16 protein-coding genes are annotated in these 16,751 nt (G+C 68.7%); 9 read left to right on the forward strand and 7 right to left on the reverse strand.

Annotated features, from left to right (window positions below; all coding sequences use genetic code 11):
- Positions 1 to 47 precede the first annotated feature (47 nt).
- Entirely contained in the window at positions 48 to 794 is a 747-nt protein-coding gene (locus AC0662_RS05795; protein ID WP_452202929.1) for a phytanoyl-CoA dioxygenase family protein, read from the reverse strand.
- Between the two features lie 70 nt (positions 795 to 864).
- On the opposite strand from AC0662_RS05795, the gene AC0662_RS05800 reads away from it, so the two are divergent.
- Entirely contained in the window at positions 865 to 1,683 is an 819-nt protein-coding gene (locus tag AC0662_RS05800; RefSeq protein ID WP_452202927.1) for a helix-turn-helix transcriptional regulator, read from the forward strand.
- Here AC0662_RS05800 and AC0662_RS05805 read toward each other — a convergent pair.
- Positions 1,662 to 2,516, reverse strand: coding sequence for a DinB family protein (locus AC0662_RS05805; protein ID WP_478298800.1), 855 nt, complete (start codon positions 2,514 to 2,516; stop codon positions 1,662 to 1,664). The two genes, AC0662_RS05800 and AC0662_RS05805, sit on opposite strands and share 22 nt — an antisense overlap.
- A 64-nt stretch (positions 2,517 to 2,580) precedes the next feature.
- On the opposite strand from AC0662_RS05805, the gene AC0662_RS05810 reads away from it, so the two are divergent.
- Genes AC0662_RS05810 through AC0662_RS05830 form a run of 5 tightly spaced genes read left to right on the forward strand, consistent with a single transcriptional unit; the run spans position 2,581 to position 6,088 of the window.
- Entirely contained in the window at positions 2,581 to 3,522 is a 942-nt protein-coding gene (locus tag AC0662_RS05810) for a helix-turn-helix transcriptional regulator (RefSeq protein ID WP_452202923.1), read from the forward strand.
- A gap of 52 nt (positions 3,523 to 3,574) precedes the next feature.
- Positions 3,575 to 4,012: an ATP-binding cassette domain-containing protein gene (locus AC0662_RS05815; protein ID WP_478298802.1), complete on the forward strand. Its 438-nt coding sequence runs from the start codon at positions 3,575 to 3,577 to the stop codon at positions 4,010 to 4,012.
- Positions 3,898 to 4,338 carry an ABC transporter permease gene (locus AC0662_RS05820; protein WP_478298804.1) on the forward strand — a complete coding sequence of 147 codons (441 nt, stop codon included), beginning with the start codon at positions 3,898 to 3,900 and terminating at the stop codon, positions 4,336 to 4,338. Before AC0662_RS05815 ends, AC0662_RS05820 begins: the two co-directional genes overlap by 115 nt.
- On the forward strand, positions 4,335 to 5,468 hold the full coding sequence (locus tag AC0662_RS05825) for a sensor histidine kinase (protein WP_478298806.1): 1,134 nt from the start codon (positions 4,335 to 4,337) through the stop codon (positions 5,466 to 5,468). The genes AC0662_RS05820 and AC0662_RS05825 overlap by 4 nt, the downstream gene beginning before the upstream one ends.
- The gene (locus AC0662_RS05830) at positions 5,468 to 6,088 is read left to right on the forward strand and encodes a response regulator (RefSeq protein ID WP_478298808.1); all 621 of its coding nucleotides are present in this window, start codon (positions 5,468 to 5,470) and stop codon (positions 6,086 to 6,088) included. The genes AC0662_RS05825 and AC0662_RS05830 overlap by 1 nt, the downstream gene beginning before the upstream one ends.
- Position 6,089: 1 nt before the next feature.
- Here AC0662_RS05830 and hrpA read toward each other — a convergent pair whose 3' ends face one another.
- The 5 genes from hrpA to AC0662_RS05855 form a co-directional block, all read right to left on the reverse strand.
- Positions 6,090 to 10,154 (reverse strand): ATP-dependent RNA helicase HrpA, encoded by a 4,065-nt coding sequence (gene hrpA / locus AC0662_RS05835; RefSeq protein ID WP_478298810.1) that lies wholly within the window; start codon positions 10,152 to 10,154, stop codon positions 6,090 to 6,092.
- Between the two features lie 138 nt (positions 10,155 to 10,292).
- Positions 10,293 to 10,697 (reverse strand): universal stress protein, encoded by a 405-nt coding sequence (locus AC0662_RS05840; RefSeq protein ID WP_452202915.1) that lies wholly within the window; start codon positions 10,695 to 10,697, stop codon positions 10,293 to 10,295.
- A 113-nt stretch (positions 10,698 to 10,810) separates the two neighbouring features.
- Positions 10,811 to 12,373: a tripartite tricarboxylate transporter permease gene (locus AC0662_RS05845; RefSeq protein WP_478298812.1), complete on the reverse strand. Its 1,563-nt coding sequence runs from the start codon at positions 12,371 to 12,373 to the stop codon at positions 10,811 to 10,813.
- Positions 12,370 to 12,876 (reverse strand): tripartite tricarboxylate transporter TctB family protein, encoded by a 507-nt coding sequence (locus tag AC0662_RS05850; RefSeq protein WP_452202911.1) that lies wholly within the window; start codon positions 12,874 to 12,876, stop codon positions 12,370 to 12,372. Before AC0662_RS05850 ends, AC0662_RS05845 begins: the two co-directional genes overlap by 4 nt.
- The gene (locus AC0662_RS05855) at positions 12,873 to 13,886 is read right to left on the reverse strand and encodes a Bug family tripartite tricarboxylate transporter substrate binding protein (RefSeq protein WP_478298814.1); all 1,014 of its coding nucleotides are present in this window, start codon (positions 13,884 to 13,886) and stop codon (positions 12,873 to 12,875) included. The genes AC0662_RS05850 and AC0662_RS05855 overlap by 4 nt, the downstream gene beginning before the upstream one ends.
- A 117-nt stretch (positions 13,887 to 14,003) precedes the next feature.
- On the opposite strand from AC0662_RS05855, the gene AC0662_RS05860 reads away from it, so the two are divergent.
- From AC0662_RS05860 to AC0662_RS05870, 3 genes are read left to right on the forward strand one after another with little or no spacing between them, the layout of a single operon-like run.
- The gene (locus tag AC0662_RS05860) at positions 14,004 to 14,774 is read left to right on the forward strand and encodes an IclR family transcriptional regulator (protein ID WP_478298816.1); all 771 of its coding nucleotides are present in this window, start codon (positions 14,004 to 14,006) and stop codon (positions 14,772 to 14,774) included.
- Positions 14,764 to 15,975, forward strand: a complete 1,212-nt coding sequence (locus tag AC0662_RS05865) for a CaiB/BaiF CoA transferase family protein (RefSeq protein ID WP_452202905.1) — start codon at positions 14,764 to 14,766, stop codon at positions 15,973 to 15,975. The genes AC0662_RS05860 and AC0662_RS05865 overlap by 11 nt, the downstream gene beginning before the upstream one ends.
- Positions 15,972 to 16,751, forward strand: a complete 780-nt coding sequence (locus AC0662_RS05870; RefSeq protein WP_452202903.1) for a citryl-CoA lyase — start codon at positions 15,972 to 15,974, stop codon at positions 16,749 to 16,751. The genes AC0662_RS05865 and AC0662_RS05870 overlap by 4 nt, the downstream gene beginning before the upstream one ends.

Genomic DNA, 16,751 nt, shown 5'->3' on the forward strand with positions numbered 1-16,751 from the left:
CCCGTCCCAGTTCGGCTGGGACGGGCTCTTCGCATGTCAGGCCCAGTTCAGGTCAGTGCGCTGCTGCCGCGGAACGGGAAGTGCCGGCCCTCGTCGTACACCGGCCGTGGCTGGTAGCTGTTCACCCCCGGCTCGCCGCGCAGGTGGAACGCACTCGGGTACGGCGACTCCGCGTCCGTGATCCGCGTCGATGTCGGGATGTACCGGATGGTCAGCCCGCAGCGTCGGTTCGGGGACGTGTTCGCGTTGCTCCCGTGCACGATGTTCGGGTGGTGCACCTCGACATCGCCCGGCGCGAGCACCATGTCGACGGCCTTCGCCTCGTCCACCTCCACCGCGATCTCCTTGCCGAGCACGCTCTCGACGTCGGTGTTGTCGCGCATCCCGGCCACGCCGCCGCGATGACTGCCCGGCACCAGCCGGACGCATCCGTTCTCGGGCGTCGAGTGGTCGACCGCGAGCCAGAGCGTCACCACCTCCATCGGGTCGAGCGGCCAGAACGCGGCGTCCTGATGCCAGAGCACCGGCTGACCGGAGTACGGCGGCTTGGAGATGTAGTGCGAGGCGAACAGCGCGATGTCGGGTCCGATGAACTTCTCGGCGATGTCGACCAGCCGCTCGTCGCTCACCAACCGGACCCAGAACGGGTCGTCGCGCAGATAGATGTGCCCGAGTTGCTCGGGCCGTACGTCGGGATGCCGAGCCTGCAGCCACTCGACATGGTCGTTCACTTCTTTGATCAGGTCGGAGTCGATGACGTCGCGGAAGATGACATAGCCGTCGGTCTCATACATGCCTTCAGCGTGCGGGTTCGCGACCTCGCTGGACTAGCAGCCGGGCAACGAGAATTTGTACTGTGTTGATGTGCACCAGATCCTGCGGTTCGAGGCGCACGCGTTCGGCCGCCCGTACCACGCGGCTCGCGTGCGGATCCCCGCTCGTTCGCGCGACACCGAGTTGCACACGCATGCCGACTTCCACGAGTTCATGGGCGTCGTCTCCGGCAACGGCGAACACCTGCTGACGAGCGGCGTGCAGGTACTGCGTCCTGGTGACGTGGTCCTGGTTCGCCCGAGCGATCGGCACGCCGTGCGCGGTTCGGCACCGGACGGTCTGGAGTTCCTCAACGTCGCGTTCCCGAGCTCGCTGTGGCAGGGGTTCCTCGACCTGACGCGCACCGCCGACTGGTCCGCCCGCGGCCCGGTCTGCTTCCACGAGCCGGCGGCCGTCCCCGTCTTCGAGCAGGCGCTGGACCGCTTCCAGACCAACCCCAGCACCTACGACCTACTGCGCTTCTGGACCGATCTCCTCGACCTGCTCACACCGGGGGAGCCGGGCGCACCCGGCGTACCCGATTGGCTGGCGAAGGCCTGCACCTCGATGCGCGCCGAGGAGAACCTGCGCGGCGGCGTACCGCGCCTCCTCGAGCTCGCAGGTGTCAGCGCCGCCCACCTGTCCCGCTCGATGCGCGCCGCCTACGGCGTCACCCCGACCGCCTTCGTCACCGACCTCCGCCTCGAACACGCCGCATCTTTGCTAGCAGCAACCAACACCCCGATAGCCACCATCGCCACCCGCTGCGGCTTCACCAGCCAGTCCTACTTCACCCGCCGCTTCACCACGGCACACCAACTCACCCCAACCGAGTTCCGCCACCGCTCTCAACGCGCCTTCGTCCCCTGACCGTCGAGGTACTCGAGTACCTCCGGCTGGTTGAACCAGGTGGCCCAGCCGTGGACGTCGGCGTTGAAGCGCGGGTCGGTGAGGGAGAGGTCGGCGCCGCGGTCGACCAGGAACTTGAGGGTGTCCAGGGTGCCGGTGCCTGCGGCGAGGTGCGCGGCGGTGAAGCCGTCGGTCGTGCGTCCGTCGACGGCGAACCCGAGGTCGGCGAGTTGCGGGACCAGGTTCCAGCGTTGAGCTGCTGCGGCTTCGGCCAGGAGACCGGGTCGGGTGGCTGGGGTGAGCTTGCCGGCGAGCGCGTCCGGGAACGGGTCCTCGGCGTGGGTGCCGCGGTAGAAGTCGCGGACGGTGCCGACCTCGGCGCCGTGGTGGATGAGCTCGTCGAGGATGTGCAGCGCGAACGACGTACCGTCGCTCTCGGCATACGGGCCGGCGATCTCGCCCATCGGCCGGTCGAGGTCCTCTTGAGTTAGCGCGGCGAGGCGCCGGCGCCAGACCTCGTACGCGTGGTCGAGCGCGTCCAACGCGGCAGCGGCGGAGCCCGGCACCCCGGGTACGTCGTCCGTCGCCTCGTGCCCGAACCACGTCGCGGTCCGCTCGGCCTGCAGGATGTCGACGATATGGGTGATCCGCCAGGCCAGCGTCGTGAACGGCGCCGGCGCGGGCGGAATCCGCGACGCGTCAGCGACGTACCCGTCGGTGGTCTTGTGGACCGTCCAGCAACCGTCGAACGGTTCCCAGAAGTACTCCTCGTCAGTCAACCCCTGCACGCGCTGCCGCAGCCGCTGCCAGGCGAAGTCAGAGAGATCCAGGAGGTTCTGCGTGAGCGTTGTCATGTCTGCACGCTAGAACGACCTGCGGACAGGATCGGTCCGCAGCTCCGGGGACAATAGGAACAAGATGGATACCGCGACCCGGCTCCTGCGCCTGTTGTCCTTGCTGCACTCGCGTCCCCAGTGGGACGGCGCCGAGCTCGCGGCGAGGCTCGAGATCACGCCCCGGACCGTACGCCGGGACGTCACGCGCCTGCGCGAGCTCGGGTACCCGATCGACGCCGCGGCCGGCATCGGCGGCGGCTACCGGCTCGGGCCTGGCGGGCGCCTGCCACCGCTTCTGCTCGAGGACTCCGAAGCGGTCGCGATCGCCGTTGGGCTGCAGGTCGCGACGACCACGACGGTGTCCGGCGTCGAGGAGGCCGCGATCTCGGCACTCGCCAAGCTCCACCAGGTGCTGCCGACCCGGCTCCGGGAACAGGTCGACGCGATCGGCGCGCACACTACGCAACTCCCGCAGGGCGAGCTGCCGGCGGTCGACGGCGGCGTACTGGTCACCCTCGCCGTCGGCTGCCGGCACACCGAAGGGATCCGGTTCGGCTACCGCACGCACGACGGCACCGAGTCCGAACGTAGCGTCGAGCCGCTCCAGATCGTCCACACCGGCCGCCGCTGGTACCTCGTGGCGCGCGACCGTGATCGTCAGGCGTGGCGCACGTACCGCGTCGACCGCATCACCAACCCGCAGCTGACTGGTTCGCGCTACCGCTTCGACGACCCTCCCGACCCGGTCGCGCTAGTTGCCGAGGGCACCGGCGTCGCACCGTGGGATCTCGTCGCCCGGCTCCGTGTCCACGCCCCGGCCGACACTGTCGCGAAGTACATCCCACCGTCGCAAGGCATCGTCGAACCGCTCGACGCCACCACCTGCGAGGTCCGCTTCGCCGCCAACGACCTGGGCCCGCTGGTCGCCCAAGTCGTCCGTATCTACTGGCCCTTCGAGATCCTGAGCCCACCCGAGCTACGTACAGCAGTCCACGAACACGCCCGCCGGCTCCTCGACTCGTAGCATCGACCGATCGGTTGATGTCGGGGACGTTCCGGCCCGGGATTCTCGAAGCATGACAGTGATCGAGATCGAGAACCTCCGCAAGACCTACAAGTCGAGGACAGCGCTGGACGGCATCTCGCTGACGGTGGACGGCGGCGAGATCCTCGGCATCGCCGGTACGAACGGCGCCGGAAAGACCACTCTGGTCGAATGCGCGTCAGGCCTCCGGCGGCGCGACAGCGGCGTACTGCGGGTCCTCGGAATGGATCCGCAGACCGACCGCCGGGCGTTGCAGCAGCGGATCGGGGTGCAGCTGCAGGAGTCCGCGCTCCCGGACGCGCTCAGGGTGGGCGAGGCCTTCCGGCTCTACGCCTCCTTGTACGACGACAGGGCATGCTGCTCGGCGCTCAGTGGGTGGCGCATCTCCTGCTCGCGTTGTCAGGTACGGCGGTCGTCGTCATCGTCGGCGCGGTCGGGTTCGAGCTCGGCGCTCCGGCGAACGTGCTGAAGGTCGCGGTCGCCTGGTTGCTCGGTGCGTTGAGTCTGGGCGCGCTCGGGATGCTGATCGGGGCGCTCGTGCCGAACAGCCGGAGCGCGACGCTGGTCGGGCTGTCCGTCTTCTTCCCGATGGTCTTCGTGTCCGGTGCGATGGTCCCGCGCGAGCTCACGTCCGGCGTGATGCGAACGATCGGGGATCTCACCCCGGTGGCACCAGCAGTCTCGACCTTGCGCGCAGCTTGGTCCGGGAACGACCTGTCCGCCACTACTGTTGCGGTCATGGCGCTCATCACCGTCCTCGTCACGGCGGCCGCGGCGAAGGTCTTCCGCGCGTGAGCACCGGCCGGTGGGAACGCGTCCTGCCCGCCCTCCCGTACCTCTTTCTGCTCGTGCCGGCGACGTTCGCCCTGATCGAGGACTGGCGGCCCTACCTCCTGGGGCTCGTCATGGTGACCTTGCTCTGGACGGTGGCGCTGTCCTCGCGGATCGCCTGGCTCTACCTGGCCGGCATGCTCGCGCTCCTCGCCGCGCTCGTCCATCAGGACACGTTGTTCTCCGTCACGGGCGTCGGGCTGTTCGTGCAGATGTTCGCCTTGCTGCGCGGTTGGAAGGCGTACGCGGGAGTCGCGGCGACCGCGGCGGTGATCGTGCTCGCCCGGCCTCGGGCAACCGGCAGCGTGCGGGAGGTCGTGGCGTCCTTCGCCGTCGCCGTCCTGATCGCCTCGGTCACGGGTCTGTTGTTCTCTGCGATCTCCAGGCAGAGCGAGGAGCGCCGGCAGCTCGTCGAACGGTTGCGGCAGTTGACCGACGAGAACGCCCAATTGCAGGCGGACCTGCTCGAGAACGCCCGGCGGGCCGGCGTACTGGAGGAACGGCAGCGGATGGCGCGCGAGATCCACGACACGATCGCGCAAGGCCTGACCGGAATCCTCATGCAGGTGGAAGCCGCCGAGGAGAACCGGCAGCCCGAGCGTCTCGACACGATCCGCACGCTGGCCCGCGACAGCCTCGACGAGGCTCGCCGCTCGATGAACGCGCTCCGCCCGGCACCCCTGACGTCCGCCGCCTTCACCTCGGCCTTGGAGCGTGCCGTCCGCGACTGGGCGACGACGACCGGGGTCGAGACGACTGTCGCGGTCACCGGTGACACCCGTCCGCTGCATCCTGAGGTCGAGAACACGCTGCTCCGGGTGGCTCAGGAGGCGCTGCACAACGTGGCCAAGCATGCCGACGCGACGCGCGTGGGAGTCACCCTGTCCTACCTCGACGACGTGGTCGCCCTCGACGTCCGCGACGACGGCAAGGGCTTCAGCCCAGGTACGTCGGAAGGCTTCGGCCTGATCGCGATGCGGCAGCGGGTCACGCGGCTGGCGGGATCGTTCGCGGTCGAGACCGCACCCGGCGAAGGGACCGGGATCTCGGCAACGATCCCGGCGATCCCGGCACCGGAAGACCAGGAGGACTGATGCCGGTTCGGCTGATCATCGTCGACGACCATCCAGTGGTGCGCGACGGACTGCTCGGGATCTTCGCCGGCGACAAGGCGTTCGAGGTCGTGGGCGAAGCGGGCGACGGTCCGGAGGCGCTGGCGCTGGCGCGACAGACCGCGCCGGACGTCGTGCTGATGGATCTCCGGATGCCGAAACTGTCCGGGCCCGAGGTCATCCGGCGATTGCGCGAACAGCAGCCGGGGATCAGGGTCCTCGTCCTCACCACGTTCGGCGACGATGCCGACGTACTGCCGGCGCTGGAGCAGGGAGCAATCGGCTATCTGCTGAAGGACACGCCACGAGCCGAACTGCGGACCGCCGTTCAAGCCGCGGCACGGGGCGAGACCGTGCTCTCGCCCGCGGTCGCAGCTGTCCTGACCAAGCGGCCCGAGCGGCGCGACACGCTCAGCCCGCGCGAACTCGAAGTCCTCGGCCTGATCGCTGGCGGCGCCACCAACCGCGACGTCGCCGCCCGCTTGTTCATCACCGAAGCCACGGTGAAGACGCACCTGATCCACATCTACACGAAGCTCGATGTGAAAGACCGTGCCGCCGCGGTAGCCACCGCATACAAGGCCGGCTTGCTGCAGCGTTGATTCAGGCGTCGACCAGGGCCTTGCGGATGCGCTTCTCCGAGATCGGGTACGGCGTACCCAGAGTTTGGGCGAAGAGGCTGATGCGGAGTTCTTCGAGCATCCAGCGGACCTCGAGCAGTTCCGGGCTCGGGTACTTGCCGGTCGGGACGGCGCGGAGGCGTTTCTGGTACTCGTCGGTGAGCGTCTGCACGATCGCCATCCCCGACCGGTCGCGGGCCGCGTTGGCGCCGATCTTGTCGAGGCGCTGTTCCATGCCCCGCAGGTACCGGACCAGGTCAGGCAGTCGCTTGGCGCCCGTCTCGGTGATGAACCCGGGGTGGACTAGCGCTTCGAGCTGACCGCGGACGTCCGAGAGCGCGGCGAGCAGCGTCGGGCTCGAGGCCCGGGAGATCTGCTTGTCGACGGTCCGGACATTCGCGAGGACCTGCTCGACTTGGCGCAGGATCGTCAACACCGTGTCCGCGAGCTCCGACCGTACGGCGTCGCGCAGGATCGAGAACGCGGTCAGATTCCACGCCGGACCGCCCGCACCAGCCATTAGCTGGTCAACCGCGGCCGAGATCGCGTCGTCGAGGAGCTCGCCGACGTTCCGGTGCGGTCCGGACAGCAGCGTCAGCTTCTGAGCAGAGGTGAGGTGACGCTGGACGACCTCGATCACCGACGGCATCGTCAGCAACAGCAGCCGTCGCGTGCCGGCCCACATCGCCGCGGCCTGGTCGCGCTCGGTCTCCTGGAGCCGGATCGCTACCGTCTTGCCCTCGTCGACGAGCGCCGGGTAGCCGGCGACCGTCAGGCCGTTACGGTGCTCGGAGAAGCTCCGCGGCAGGTCGCCGAAGGTCCAGTCGGTCAGACCCGACTTCTCCAGCCCGCTGACCGCCTTGGAGGCGACCTGCGAGATCGCGGCCGTCGTCTTCGGCTTCAGTTTCTGCTTGAGCGCGGCAAGATCCTTGCCCTCGGCCACGGTCTTGCGCTTGTCGTCCTCGACCCGGAACGTCATCCGCAGGTGCTCGGGCACCCGGCTCCAGTCCCAGTCGCTCGACTCGATCACGACGCCGCGGAGCTCGCGCAGCGCGCGGGCCATCGCGTCGGTGAGCGCACCGGACGCCGGGTCGAGCTGGGGGAGGATCTGTCGCGCGTGGTCCGGTGCCGGCACGATGTTCCGCCGGATGTGCTTCGGCAACGACTTGATCAGCGTCGTGACCAGTTCCTCGCGGAACCCGGGAACGGTCCACTCGAAGCCGTCCGCGCTGACCTGGTTGAGAACGAGCAGCGGGATGTGCACGGTGACACCGTCGGCGTCCGTCCCCGGCTCGAACGCGTACGTGAGGTCGAACGTCATCCCGTTCTGCACCCAGTGCAGCGGGAACTCGTCCTCCTTGACCTCCGCACCCTCGCGCACCACCAGCGACCGCTCGAAGTCGAGCAGGTCCGCGTCGCGCTGCCGGGCCGTCTTCCACCAGGTGTCGAAGTGCCGCCCGGTGACCACCTCGGCGCCGATCCGCTCGTTGTAGAACGCGAACAGCGTCTCGTCGTCGACCAGCAGGTCGCGCCGCCGCGTCCGCTCCTCGAGCTCCTCGACCTCTTCGATCAGCTTCCGGTTCTCGTGGAAGAACTTGTGGTGGGTGTCCCAGTCGCCCTCGACCAGCGCGTGCCGGATGAACAGCTCGCGCGACACCTCCGGGTCGACCTTCCCGTAGTTCACCTTGCGCTGCGCCACGATCGGTACGCCGTACAGCGTGACCTTCTCGTACGCCATCACGGCACCGGCCTTGCGTTCCCAGTGCGGCTCGGAGTACGACCGTTTGATCAGGTGCGGCGCGAGCTCCTCGGCCCACTCGGGCTCGATCTTCGCGTTCACCCGAGCCCACAGTTTGGACGTCTCGACCAGCTCGGCGGCCATCACGAACTGCGGCGGCTTCTTGAACAGCCCGGAGCCCGGGAAGATCGCGAACTTCGTCCCGCGCGCCCCGAGGTACTGGTGCTGGTTCGACGGGTCCTTCATCCCCAGGTGACTGAGCAGACCGGACATCAGCGAGACGTGCACGATCTGCGGATCGGCCGGCTCCCCACTGTTCAGCCGTACGCCGATCTGCGTCGCGATCTGCCGCAGTTGCGCGTAGATGTCCTGCCACTCGCGGACCCGGAGATAGTTCAGGTACTCACTGCGGCACATCCGGCGGAACTGGTTACCGGACAGCTCCTTCTGCTGCTTCTTCAGGTAGCCCCAGAGGTTCAGGTACCCGAGGAAGTCGCTGTTCGGGTCGCGGAACCTAGCGTGCGCCTGCTGCGCCTGCGCCTCGGCGTCCGTCGGCCGTTCGCGCGGGTCCTGGATCGAGAGCGCGGCCGCGATCACCATCACCTCGCGGACGCAGCCGTGCTTGTCCGCCTCGACGACCATCCGGGCCAGCCGCGGGTCGAGCGGGATCAGTGCGAGCTGCCGCCCGATCGGGGTCAGCCGACCGCCCTTCGGCGACTCGATCGCGCCGAGCTCGGTCAGCAACTGCAGACCGTCGGTGATGCTGCGCTTGTCCGGCTCGTCGATGAACGGGAACGCCGCGATGTCGCCGAGCCCGATCGCCGTCATCTGCAGGATGACCGAGGCGAGGTTCGTGCGGAGGATCTCCGGGTCGGTGAACTCGGGGCGGTTCTCGAAGTCCTCCTCGGAGTACAGCCGGATGCAGATGCCGTCGCTGGTCCGGCCGCTGCGGCCCTTGCGCTGGTTGGCGCTCGCCTGCGAGACCGGTTCGATCGGCAGGTGCTGGACCTTGGTGCGGTGCGAGTACCGCGAGATGCGCGCCGTACCGGGGTCGACGACGTACTTGATGCCGGGGACCGTCAGCGAGGTCTCGGCGACGTTGGTGGCGAGCACGATGCGGCGGTTCGAGTGCGGCTGGAAGACGCGGTGCTGCTCGGCGTTCGAGAGTCGCGCGTACAGCGGGAGGACCTCGACCGCGCCGGGTTTGCCGCGCTGCGCGGCGTACTTGTCGTTGAGCGCGTCGGCGGTGTCGCGGATCTCGCGCTCGCCGCTGAGGAAGACGAGTACGTCGCCGGACGCCTCGTACTCGAGCTCGTCGACGGCGTCCAGGATCGCCTGCGTCTGGTCGCGGTCAATGGTCGAAGGATCGTCGGGGTCGTTGACCGGGCGGTACCGGACCTCGACCGGGTAGGTGCGGCCGGAGACCTCGACGATCGGCGCCGGCGTGCCGTCGGCGGCGGCGAAGTGCGCCGCGAAGCGCTCCGGGTCGATGGTGGCCGAGGTGATGATCACCTTGAGGTCGGGGCGGCGGGGGAGCAGGCGCTTGAGGTAACCGAGGATGAAGTCGATGTTCAGGCTGCGCTCGTGCGCCTCGTCGATGATCAGCGTGTCGTAGCGGGACAGGTCGCGGTCGCGCTGCAGCTCGTTGAGCAGGATGCCGTCGGTCATCAACTTGACCAGCGACCGCTCGCTGACCTTGTCGGTGAACCGGACCGCGAACCCGATCGTCTCGCCCAGCTCGGTCCCGAGCTCCTCGGCGATCCGCTCCGCGACGGTGCGCGCGGCGAGCCGTCGGGGCTGGGTGTGGCCGATCATGCCGTGGATCCCGCGACCGAGCTCGAGACAGATCTTCGGGATCTGCGTGGTCTTGCCGGAGCCGGTCTCACCCGCGACGACCACGACCTGGTGCTCGCGGATCGCGTCGGCGATCTCGTCCTTGAGCTGGCTGACCGGCAACTCTTCCGGGTAGATGATCTCCGGTACGGCGTTCCGGCGTACCTCGACCCGTCGCTCGGCCTGCTCGACCGCGCCGATCACCCCGCGGAGCTCAGCACCCCGCTTCGCGTCGGCCGTCCGCCGAACCCGCTCCAGCCGGCGGCCCAACTGCTGCCGATCGTACGCCGTCAGATCCTCGAGCCGCGCGGCCACGTCGGACAGACTCAGCTCGCCCTCGGAGGACTCGGCAGGGGGAGCGGCCGGCGGGTTGGTGGCTTTTCGGCCCTTCCCGCCGCGGCGCCGGCGTCGCGGCGGCGCTTGGTCCTGGGAGGGGACGGGGGAGGGACTCGGGGACTCGGTCCGGGCATCAGGCATAACCCGACCAGTTTAGGCGGCCGACACCAGCACCTCACCCGGATTACCCGAACGCCCAGGCCATCACAATCGCTCCGTCACGCTCGGCGCACGCGGGAGCCGCGCCGCAGACCCGGATTGTGATGGCCTGGAGGTCCGTCAGTCGTGGAGCGACGGCACCTTCACCGCGAGCACCGGCACCGGGGACTCCAACAAGACGCGCTGCGCGGTGCTGCCGAGGATGAGCTTGCCGACCGGGCTGCGGCGGCGCAGACCGAGGACGATCAGCGTGACGTCGTCTGCCGCGGCCGCCTTCAGGAGCGCGCCGGCCACGTCACCCTCGGAGACGGCCTGCTGGACCACGACGTCGACGCCGTGCTCGCGGAGCTTCGCCTCGGCGGCCGCCAACTCGTCGGCGTTGGCGTAGCGGGCGTCGATGTAGGAGTCGCCGCGACTGGTGTTCAGCAGCAGCACCGTGGCCCCGCGCAACTCGGCCTCGGCCGCCGCCGCGGTCAGCGCCGCCTCACCTTCGGGCGTTGGTACGTATCCGACGAGAATCTTCACGGCCTCACTCTCCCATGGGCGGACGTGCACCACTCACCAACCACGCGATCCCCGCCCAGTCGCCGCCCGGGCGAGCGCTCGAATGGCCCGTTGGTGAGTGGTGCACGTCCGCCTCAGTCGTCCTCTCCGAAGCTGAGGCGCTCCCGGGCCGGCTCGGTACCCCGGATCCGGGCGACGATGCGCGGCAGGTACGGCACGAACAGCGCGAGCACGGTCAGCACGATGATCACCAGGCTCAGCGGGCGGGTGACGAACACGCTCGCGTCCCCGTTGGAGATCACCAGCGACCGGCGGAACTGCTCCTCCATCGTCGGCCCGAGAATCACCCCGAGGATCACCGGCGCGATCGGGAAGTCGAGCTTCCGCATGAAGAAGCCGACTACTCCGATCACCAGCGCCATCAGTACCTCGTACCCGGAGCCGGACAACGAATACACCCCGAGGCACGCGAACACGAGAATCCCGGAGTACAGCAGCGGGCGCGGGACCTTGAGGACCTGGACCCAGATCTGGATCAGCGGCAGGTTCATGATCAGCAGGATCAGGTTGCCGATGTACAGCGAGGCGATCAGCGTCCAGACCAGCGTGCTCTGCTCCTCGAACAGCTGCGGTCCGGGTTGCACGTTGAAGATCTGGAACGCCGCCAGCATCACCGCGGCGGTCGCGGAGGTCGGCAGGCCGAGTGTGAGCAGCGGCACGAGCACGCCGGAGAACGACGCGTTGTTCGCCGCCTCGGGTCCGGCGACGCCCTCGATCGCGCCGTCCCCGAACTCGTCCCGGCCCTTCTTCCGCGCCTGCCGCCGCTCGATCGAGTACGACAGGAACGTCGGTACTTCGGCCCCGCCCGACGGGATCGCCCCGAACGGGAACCCGAGCGCGGTACCCCGCAACCAGGGCTTCCACGACCGACCCCAGTCCGACTTGTTCAGGTACCCGGTCCGCAGCCGCCCCTTCTCCAGTACGGCGGGACGCTCGGGCGTCGACCGGAGTTTGGATGCCACGTGCAACGTCTCGCCGATCGCGAACAGCCCGACGATGACGATCACCACATCGATCCCATCGAGCAGCCGGAGCGTGCCGAACGTGTACCGCGGCGCACCGGACAGACTGTCCAGACCAATCAGCCCGATGAACAGTCCGACCACCAGTGAGAGCAGACCGCGGACCATCGAGTGCCCGACGATCGCGGTCACCGCCACCATCGCGAGCAGCGTGATCGCGAAGTAGTCGGTCGCCTGGAAATGGCCGGCCAGCGTGCCGATCGGTTTCGCGACGAAGGTCAGCAGGACGGTCGAGATGGTGCCGGCGACGAACGAGCCGATCGCGGCGGTCGCCAGGGCCGCCCGGGCACGTCCGTTGAGCGCCATCTTGTGGCCCTCGATCGCGGTCGCGACCGACGCCGACTCACCGGGGGTGTTGATCAGGATCGACGTGGTCGAACCGCCGTACATGGCGCCGTAGTAGATCCCGGCGAACATGATGAAGGCGCCGATCGGGTCGGAGAAGTTGAAGGTGATCGGCAGCAGCAGCGCGATCGTCAGCGCGGGGCCGATGCCGGGCAGGATGCCGACGAGCATGCCGAGGGTGACGCCGAGGACCGCCCACAGCAGGTTCATCGGGTCGAGGACGGTGCCGAACCCGTGCAGGAGTTCGCCGAAGACGCTGAGAGTGATCACAGGCCCAGCACCCCTCCCGGCAGCGAGATGTCGAGGAACTGCGTGAACGCCACGTAGACGGCGACCGCGAGCACGACGGCCACGACGATGTCCCGCACCAACTGGCGGCTACCGAGCACGCGAGCCGCCGCGAAGAACAGCAACGCGGTCGAGACGACGTACCCGAGGGGCACGACGAGCAGCGCGTAGAGGACGAGTAGCGCGGACACGGCTACCGGTTCGAACCAGCTGCGATCGCTGGTCCGAGCGGTGCGCGGCGACCGCAGCCCTTCGATCAGGTACGCGATCGAGAGCACGAGCCACGCGACCGTCACCAGCAGCGGGAAGAACCGCGGCCCCGCCGGATCGAGCCCCTTCGGACTCCGGATGTCGAACACCCCGACCAGGAACGTCGCACTCAACACGACCAGGACGACCGCGGCAACGATTCTTACCGTCCGCGACGCCTCGACCTCGACATCCGAGGCCTTGACCTCGGTGGCCTCTTGTTCCGTGGCACTCATAGGATTCCCAGTTCTTTCTCGAGGGCCTGGACTCGGGTGGTTTCCTCGGTGATGAACTTGGTGGCGTCGTCGCCGGTCTTGAAGAACTCGGTCCAGCCGTTCTTCTTGCGGATCTCGGCCCACTCCGGGGACTTGTTCACCTGGGTGACGAAGTCGATGAGGCGTTGCCGGTCGGCGGCCGGGATGTCGGGCGGGGCCACGATCGCGCGCCAGTTCTGGACCTCGGCGTCGTACCCCTCGGACTTCAGCGTCGGGAGTTGCTTGCCGTTCAGCGTGATCGGCTCGGTGCCGGAGGTGGCGAGGACGCGCATCTTGCCGGCGCTGATCTGCTCCTCGAACTCGCTGAGTCCCGAGATGCCGACGGTCACGTCGCCGGACAGGATCGCCGCGGTCGCCTCACCGCCGCCGGAGTAGCTGATGTACTTCACTTTCGACGGGTCCGAGCCGGCCGCCTTGACCAGCGTGCCGGCCGTGATGTGGTCGGTGCCGCCGATCGTGCCGCCGCCCCAGCTGACCTTCGACGGGTCGGACTTGTACATGTCGACCAGGTCCTTCAGGGACTTGATCGGCGAGTCCGCCTTCACCACCAGCACCTCTTGCTCGGCGGTGATGGTCGCGATCGAGGTGGTGTCGGTGACGGTGACCTGGGACTGGTTCAGGGTCAGCGCGCCGACCATCACCAGGCCGGTGATCATCAGCGTGTGCGGGTCCTTGCGGTTCTTCGTGGCGAGCTTGGAGATGCCGACGGCACCGCCGGCGCCGGTCACGTTCAGCACCGAGACCGCTCGTTCGCCGAGCAGCTTCTTCTCCTGGATCACGTGCTGGAACTGCCGAGCGGTCAGGTCCCAGCCACCACCAGGCGCGGCGGGCACCATGATCTCGACGTTGCGACTCGGGAAGTCGCCGGCGACGCTGCCCCCGTCGAGGGTCTTCTCCAGTGCCGAGCAGCCGCTGATCAGCAGACTGCCGGCGAGTCCCGCGGCGACCAGCGCCGAGCGGGGTCGCGACATGAGTACTACCTCCTGTGGGCGCGGAGTCAGTTCAGGGTCAATTCCGGCGACCGTAGCAGCATTCCACCAGGAGGTACAGAGATTCCGTTCTGTGGCACGCACGGCTAGAGTCGGGGCATGAGTGAAGGTGACGGAGTACGGAGTGTGCACCGGGCGCTGGACCTGCTCGAGCGGTTCGACGACGAGCATCCGACCTGGTCGCTGGCCGAGTTGACGAACGCGAGCGGCCTGCCGAAGACGACGGTGCTCCGGCTCGTCACGACCCTCGAGCAGCGCGGTCTGGTCGCGGCGATCGGCCCGGGCAAGTACTCGATCGGTCCGGGCTTCCTGCGCTGGTCCCGGCTGAGTAGCGCGACGATGGAGATCCCGCCGGCCGTGCGGGCGTCGATGGGCAAGCTCGCCGCCGACACGGGAGAGACGGCGAACCTCTATATCCGCGTCGGCCGTACGCGCGTTTGTCTCGCGCAGGCGCCCGGCTCGCTGAGCGTTCGGCACATGGTGGTCGTCGGGTCCTCGATGCCGCTGTGGGGCGGTGCCGCGTCGAAGGTGCTGCTCACGGATCCGCCGGTTCTCGACGTCGACCCGTCGCTGATCGAGGAGCTCGCGCTGGAGGCCCCGCGACAGGCCGGCTACGCGAAGACGCTGCGCGCCGCGGTGACCGACACGGCAGCGCGCGGGTTCGCGGTCAGTCACGGTGAGCGCGAGCTCGGCGCCTCGGGTGTCGCGGCCCCGGTACGGCGTACCGACGGGCGGGTCGTGGCGGCGATCGCGATCGGCGGTCCGACGACACGGTTCAGCGACGACCGGTTGCCGTCGTACATCACCGCCGTACGTCGGTGCGCGGAGACGATCGTCCGGACGGGGTGGAGCGGGTTCAGTGCGTCCTGACGCGGATCTGCTCGCCGGTGTGCGGGTGCTGGACCTCACCAACGTGCTCGCGGGACCGTTCGCCGGCTACCAGTTGGCGTTGATGGGCGCGGACGTGATCAAGGTCGAGGTGCCCGGGTCGGGTGACCTGGCGCGGAACCTCGGCGGTGATCCGGAGCTGTCGAAGGACGGTCTGGGCATCTCGTTCCTCGCGCAGAACAGCGGGAAGCGCTCGATCACGCTGGACCTGAAGAACGCGCGCGGCCGCGAGGTGTTCGAGCGGCTGGTGCGCGAGGCCGACGTACTGCTGGAGAACTTCCGGCCGGGGGTGCTCGAGCGGCTCGGGTTCCCGGCCGACGCCTTGCGGTCGCTGAATCCGGGCCTGGTGTACTGCGCGGTGTCGGGCTTCGGCCAGACCGGTCCGATGCGCGGCCGGCCGGCGTACGACCAGATCATCCAGGGGCTGTCGGGCATCATGAGCGTCACCGGTACCCCGGAGACCGCGCCGATCCGCACCGGGTTCCCGATCGCGGACACGCTCGGTGGGTACGCCGCGGCGTTCGCGATCTCGGCGGCGCTAGTCAAGCGGGCCCGCACCGGGGCGGGAAGTTTCCTCGATGTCTCGATGCTGGAGACGGCGGTTGCGGCGATGGGCTGGGTGGTCTCGGACTACCTGGTCGGCGGTCGCAAACCCGGTGCCATCGGCAACGAGAACGCGACGTCGGCGCCGTCCGGGATGTTCCGCACCGCCGACGGTGGCCTGAACATCGCGGCCAACAAACAGGAGCAGTACGTCGAGTTGTGCCGGCGACTGGGACGTCCTGAGCTGATCGTGGACGAGCGGTTCGTCTCGCGGGAGGCGCGGAAGGCGCACCGGCTGGAGTTGAAGGCCGAGCTGGAGAAAACCCTCGAGCAGCAGCCGGCCGCGCATTGGGACGAGCTGCTGGCCGATTCCGGCGTACCTGTGGCTCCGGTGCTGACGGTCGAGCAGGCGCTGACGATGCCGCAGTTGGCGGAGCGGGAGCTGTTGCACACGGTCGAGATGCCGGACGGGCGGGATCGTGAGCTGCGGGTGCTCGGGAGCAGCGTGCACGTGGACGGTCATTCGGTCGGCCCGTCGTCGCGACCACCGCGGCTGGGCGAGCACACCGAGGAGATTCTCAGCGAGCTCGGGTACACCGAGGACGAGATCGACACGCTACGGCGGGAGGGCGGGACGTGACGACGGACGAGGCTGCGGACTGGTGGGCCACCGGGATCTCCGACATCGAGCCGGGGGTGATCCGCTTCCACGGGTATCCGATCGAGGAGCTGATCGGGGCAGTCAGCTTCCCGCAGATGATCTGGCTGATGATCCGCGGCGAGCTGCCGACGGCGGGGGAGGCGCAGCTCCTCGAACAGACGCTGGTCGCCGCGGTCGATCACGGCCCGCAGGCTCCGTCGATCGCCGCGGCCCGGATGGCGGCCTCCTGCGGGCTGGCGCTCAACAACGCGATCGCGACGGGCGTCAACCTCCTCGGTGACGTGCACGGTGGCGCGGGCCAGCAATGCTTGGAGGTGCTGTATCAGCTGGTCGACGCAGGGGGCGATCCGGAAACCGCGGCGCGAGATCTTGTCGCGTCGTACAAGGCTCGTAAGGCGTACGTCCCCGGTTTCGGTCACCGGTTCCATCCGCGGGACCCGCGGCGCGATCCGCTGATCTCGGCCGCTCAGCAGGCGGTTGCCGATGGCACCATTCAGGGGCAGCATCTCGAAGTCGCACTCGCCCTCGAGGCGGCGCTCGCCCCGATCCCGATGAACGTCGACGGCGCGACTGCCACCATTTACGCCGAGCTCGGCCTGCCTCCTGAGCTCGCCCGTGGCCTGTTCATCCTCTCCCGCTCCGTCGGCCTGCTCGCGCATGCGCACGAGCAGCAGCAGGAGCCGACCCGGATCAAAGGTCCGCTGCCCAAGTCCGTGATCCCGACGTACACCGGCCACCCGCCACGCTCACTCTGA

This window comes from Kribbella sp. NPDC043289, from assembly GCF_056436705.1.